General features: G+C 56.7%; 3 rRNA genes. All 3 read right to left on the bottom strand.

The features are described 5' to 3' along the window. Positions 1–25: 25 nt before the first annotated feature. Positions 26–142, bottom strand: a 5S ribosomal RNA gene (gene rrf, locus HMPREF9006_RS10080). Between the two features lie 151 nt (positions 143–293). Further along, positions 294–3,420, bottom strand: a 23S ribosomal RNA gene (locus tag HMPREF9006_RS10075). A 329-nt stretch (positions 3,421–3,749) separates the two neighbouring features. Then, positions 3,750–5,290: ribosomal RNA gene (locus tag HMPREF9006_RS10070) — 16S ribosomal RNA — on the bottom strand. Together the 16S, 23S and 5S rRNA genes form the textbook arrangement of a ribosomal RNA operon. Positions 5,291–5,429 lie beyond the last annotated feature (139 nt).

Below are 5,429 nucleotides of genomic sequence, written 5' to 3'. Positions count from 1 at the left end.
TGTCCCGGTCCGCTTGTTTGGTGTGTTGTGGCGGTGTCCTACTCTCCCACAACCTGTCGGTTGCAGTACCATTGGCGCTGCCGGGCTTAGCTTCCAGGTTCGGAATGGTGCTGGGCGTTTCCCCGGTGCTGTGACCACCACAAGTTTTGTTGTTCAACCGCCCCCCAGGGGTTTGCGTTGTTGCGCGTCCCGCCTGGCGGCGGGGGGGTGGGGGGTGTGGGTTGATCGTGGTTTGTATAGTGGTTGCGGTTTTTGCTGCACGGCCCGCCCCCTTGTGGGGGGGGGTGCGTGTTGTTGTTTAGTGTTGGCCCATTAGTACCAGTCGGCTCTCGAGCACCTCGCGGTGCTTCCACCTCTGGCCTATCAACCCGCTCGTCTGGCGGGGGCCTCTCACCCCACGGTGGGGGCGTGGAAACCTCATCTTGGAGCAGGCTTCCCGCTTAGATGCTTTCAGCGGTTATCCCTTCCGAACGTAGCTAACCAGCCATGCACCTGGCGGTACAACTGGCACACCAGAGGTTCGTCCATCCCGGTCCTCTCGTACTAGGGACGGCCCTCGTCAAGTTTCCTGCGCGCACAGAGGATAGGGACCGAACTGTCTCACGACGTTCTGAACCCAGCTCGCGTACCGCTTTAATGGGCGAACAGCCCAACCCTTGGGACCAACTCCAGCCCCAGGATGCGACGAGCCGACATCGAGGTGCCAAACCATGCCGTCGATATGGACTCTTGGGCAAGATCAGCCTGTTATCCCCGGGGTACCTTTTATCCGTTGAGCGACCACGCACCCACGTGCCATGGCCGGATCACTAGTTCCTGCTTTCGCACCTGCTCGACCCGTCGGTCTCACAGTCAAGCTCCCTTGTACACTTGCACTCGCCACCTGATTACCAACCAGGCTGAGGGAACCTTTGAGCGCCTCCGTTACATTTTAGGAGGCAACCGCCCCAGTTAAACTACCCACCAGGCACTGTCCCCAACCCGGATCACGGGCCAAGGTTGAGGTGACCGCTTGAACCAGAATGGTATTTCAACGACGACTCCACCACCGCTGGCGCGGCAGCTTCACAGTCTCCCACCTATCCTACACAAGTCCAAGCGAACACCAATACCAAGCTATAGTAAAGGTCCCGGGGTCTTTCCGTCCTTCTGCGCGAAACGAGCATCTTTACTCGTACTGCAATTTCACCGAGTTCATGGTTGAGACAGCGGAGAAGTCGTTACGCCATTCGTGCAGGTCGGAACTTACCCGACAAGGAATTTCGCTACCTTAGGATGGTTATAGTTACCACCGCCGTTTACTGGGGCTTAAATTCACCGCTTCACACCCCAGGGGGGTGTTAACAGTTCCTCTTAACCTTCCAGCACCGGGCAGGCGTCAGTGCGTATACATCGCCTTACGGCTTCGCACGCACCTGTGTTTTTGATAAACAGTCGCTTCTCCCTATTCTCTGCGACCCCACAACCCCACCCCCACGCGCGGCGGAGGGAAGTCACGGGGTCCTCCTTATCCCGAAGTTACGGAGGAATTTTGCCGAGTTCCTTAACCATGATTCACTCGAACGCCTCGGTATACTCTACCTGACCACCTGAGTCGGTTTAGGGTACGGGCGCGTCATGCCCTCACGTCGAGGCTTTTCTCGGCAGCATAGGATCACCACAAGTCCACACACGCGTGTGTCCCTCATCAGTTCTCACCCCCAATGTCCCCCGGATTTACCTGAGGGACGGGCCACAACCTTAAATACGCACAACCATCGGCGCACTGCAGCTACCTGTCTGCGTCACCCCTGTTAACACGCTTGCCTACCATCACCGGGACCCCAAGACCCACACACACCACCACCACCCGAAAGCGGAGGCGGGGCGCGGGCAGATTGGTTAGCACAATGACGTCAGCATGGACGGTCACAACGCGGTACCAGAATATCAACTGGTTGTCCATCGACTACGCCTGTCGGCCTCGCCTTAGGACCCGACTAACCCAGGGCGGATAAACCTAGCCCTGGAACCCTTAGTCAATCGGCGCTGCGGATTCTCACCGCAGAATCGTTACTCATGCCTGCATTCTCACTCCCACACAATCCACCAGAAGTCCCCTCCAGGCTTCACCTCGTGCAGGACGCTCCCCTACCCAACAACACACCAGCACTCCAGTTCCTGGCGCCAGCATCACGCGTTGTTGCCACAGCTTCGGCGGTACGCTTGAGCCCCGCTACATTGTCGGCGCAGAACCACTTGACCAGTGAGCTATTACGCACTCTTTCAAGGATGGCTGCTTCTAAGCCAACCTCCTGGTTGTCACCGCGACTCCACATCCTTTCCCACTTAGCGCACGCTTAGGGGCCTTAGCTGATGATCTGGGCTGTTTCCCTCTCGACTACGAAGCTTATCCCCCGCAGTCTCACTGCCACGCTACACCTAATGGCATTCGGAGTTTGGCTGACGTCAGTAACCCATCGGGCCCATCGGCCATCCAGTAGCTCTACCTCCACCAGGGACCACGCAACGCTGCACCTAAATGCATTTCGGGGAGAACCAGCTATCACGGAGTTTGATTGGCCTTTCACCCCTACCCACAGTTCATCCCCCAGGTTTTCAACCCTGGTGGGTTCGGTCCTCCACACAGTCTTACCTCTGCTTCAACCTGACCATGGGTAGATCACCCCGCTTCGGGTCTAGAACACGCGACAAACGCCATCTTTCAGACTCGCTTTCGCTACGCATACCCCACACGGGTTAAGCACGCCACGTATCACTAACTCGCAGGCTCATTCTTCAAAAGGCACGCCATCACCCCACAAGGCTCTGACGGCTTACAGGCACACGGTTTCAGGTACTATTTCACTCCCCTCCCGGGGTACTTTTCACCATTCCCTCACGGTACTATGCACTATCGGTCATCAAGTAGTATTTAGGCTTACCAAGTGGTCTTGGCAGATTCACACGAGATTCCACGAGTCCCGCGCTACTCGGGCACCACATCCACGCCACACAACACAGGTCCGCTTACACGACTCTCACGCTCTCCGGTCAGCCATCCCAGACTGTTCAACTCCCAACACAATGCGACGCGACCCCCCGGCAGAAGGATCCAACATGGCCCCACAACACCAAACACGCAACGGCCGCCGCCTCTGACACGCATCTGGTTTAGCCTCCTCCGCTTTCGCTCGCCACTACTCACGGAATATCTTCTCCTACGGGTACTGAGATGTTTCACTTCCCCGCGTTCCCCCCACCACCCTATACACGTTCAGATGATGGTAACCCAGCACAACCCAGGTTAGGTTCCCCCATTCGGACACCCTCGGATAATAACGCTCGCTCGCCAGCTCCCCGAGGCATATCGCAGGCCGCAACGTCCTTCATCAGCTCTTGATGCCAAGGCATCCACCGAATGCCCAACAAAACTAAACAAAACACAAAAAACAGTACAGAACAAATATGCTCGCAACCACTATACAAATCACAAACAACCCACCACACACAACCACACCCAAGAACAAACCCCCCAGGCAGGTCATGCAGGCCAACCACCACAACAGGTGGACGCCAACACGGTGTTGAACGTGAACCCGACAGCGTGTCTGCTCGCTACAACATTTATGCCCAACCCCAAAAAACGCACCCACACCCACCACCCACTAGCGGGCAGTGAACACATGCGAGCACAAGAAGAACAAACCCACACACCAACCACAAAAGGCCACCATGCACGCTTGCTCCCCACAAAAAGGGCTCCCTAGAAAGGAGGTGATCCAGCCGCACCTTCCGGTACGGCTACCTTGTTACGACTTCGTCCCAATCGCCAATCCCACCTTCGACCACTCCCCCCGCAAAAGCGGTTAGGCCATGGGCTTCGGGTGTTACCAACTTTCGTGACGTGACGGGCGGTGTGTACAAGGCCCGAGAACGTATTCACCGCAGCGTTGCTGATCTGCGATTACTAGCGACTCCACCTTCATGGGGTCGAGTTGCAGACCCCAATCCGAACTGAGACTGGCTTTAAGGGATTCGCTCCACCTCACAGTATCGCAACCCTCTGTACCAACCATTGTAGCATGCGTGAAGCCCAAGACATAAGGGGCATGATGATTTGACGTCATCCCCACCTTCCTCCGAGTTAACCCCGGCAGTCCCCCACGAGTCCCCACCATCACGTGCTGGCAACATAGGGCAAGGGTTGCGCTCGTTGCGGGACTTAACCCAACATCTCACGACACGAGCTGACGACAACCATGCACCACCTGCACACGACCAACTAAATGCCACCACATCTCTGCAGTGCCGCCGTGCATGTCAAGCCTTGGTAAGGTTCTTCGCGTTGCATCGAATTAATCCGCATGCTCCGCCGCTTGTGCGGGCCCCCGTCAATTCCTTTGAGTTTTAGCCTTGCGGCCGTACTCCCCAGGCGGGGCACTTAAAGCGTTAGCTACGGCGCAGAAACCACGGGTGGCCCCCACACCTAGTGCCCAACGTTTACAGCGTGGACTACCAGGGTATCTAATCCTGTTCGCTCCCCACGCTTTCGCTCCTCAGCGTCAGTAACGGCCCAGAGACCCGCCTTCGCCACCGGTGTTCTTCCTGATATCTGCGCATTCCACCGCTACACCAGGAGTTCCAGTCTCCCCTACCGCACTCAAGTCAGCCCGTACCCACCGCACGCCCCCAGTTAAGCCAGAGGATTTCACGGCAGACGCGACCAACCGCCTACAAGCCCTTTACGCCCAATAATTCCGGACAACGCTCGCGCCCTACGTATTACCGCGGCTGCTGGCACGTAGTTAGCCGGCGCTTCTTTACCCACTACCCTCACCACAACCATTGTTGCGGCTTGACCATGAGCGAAAGAGGTTCACAACCCGAAGGCCTCCATCCCTCACGCGGCGTCGCTGCATCAGGCTTGCGCCCATTGTGCAATATTCCCCACTGCTGCCTCCCGTAGGAGTCTGGGCCGTATCTCAGTCCCAATGTGACCGGTCACCCTCTCAGGCCGGCTACCCGTCAAAGCCTTGGTAGGCCATCACCCCACCAACAAGCTGATAGGCCGCGAGCCCATCCCCCACCAGAAAAACCCTTTCCACCAACCCCCATGCGAAGACCAGTGAATATCCAGTATTAGCACCCGTTTCCGGGCGTTATCCCAAAGAAGGGGGCAGGTTACTCACGTGTTACTCACCCGTTCGCCACTCATCCACCCAACAAAAGCTGAGCTTCAGCGTTCGACTTGCATGTGTTAAGCACGCCGCCAGCGTTCGTCCTGAGCCAGGATCAAACTCTCCGAACAAAAACACAAACGTTAAAGCCCAGAAAAACCAACCAAACAAAACCGCCTGGCCAGCAATCCCAACCAAAAACACTCAAAAACAAAAAACAGGCATAAAAACAAACAAACACACTATCGAGTTCACAAACAACACCCACAC

The organism is Actinomyces sp. oral taxon 180 str. F0310 (genome assembly GCF_000185285.1).
Lineage (GTDB): Bacteria > Actinomycetota > Actinomycetes > Actinomycetales > Actinomycetaceae > Pauljensenia.
Note: the sequence above shows the minus strand (reverse complement) of the source record. Positions and strands in the feature narration are given on the sequence as shown.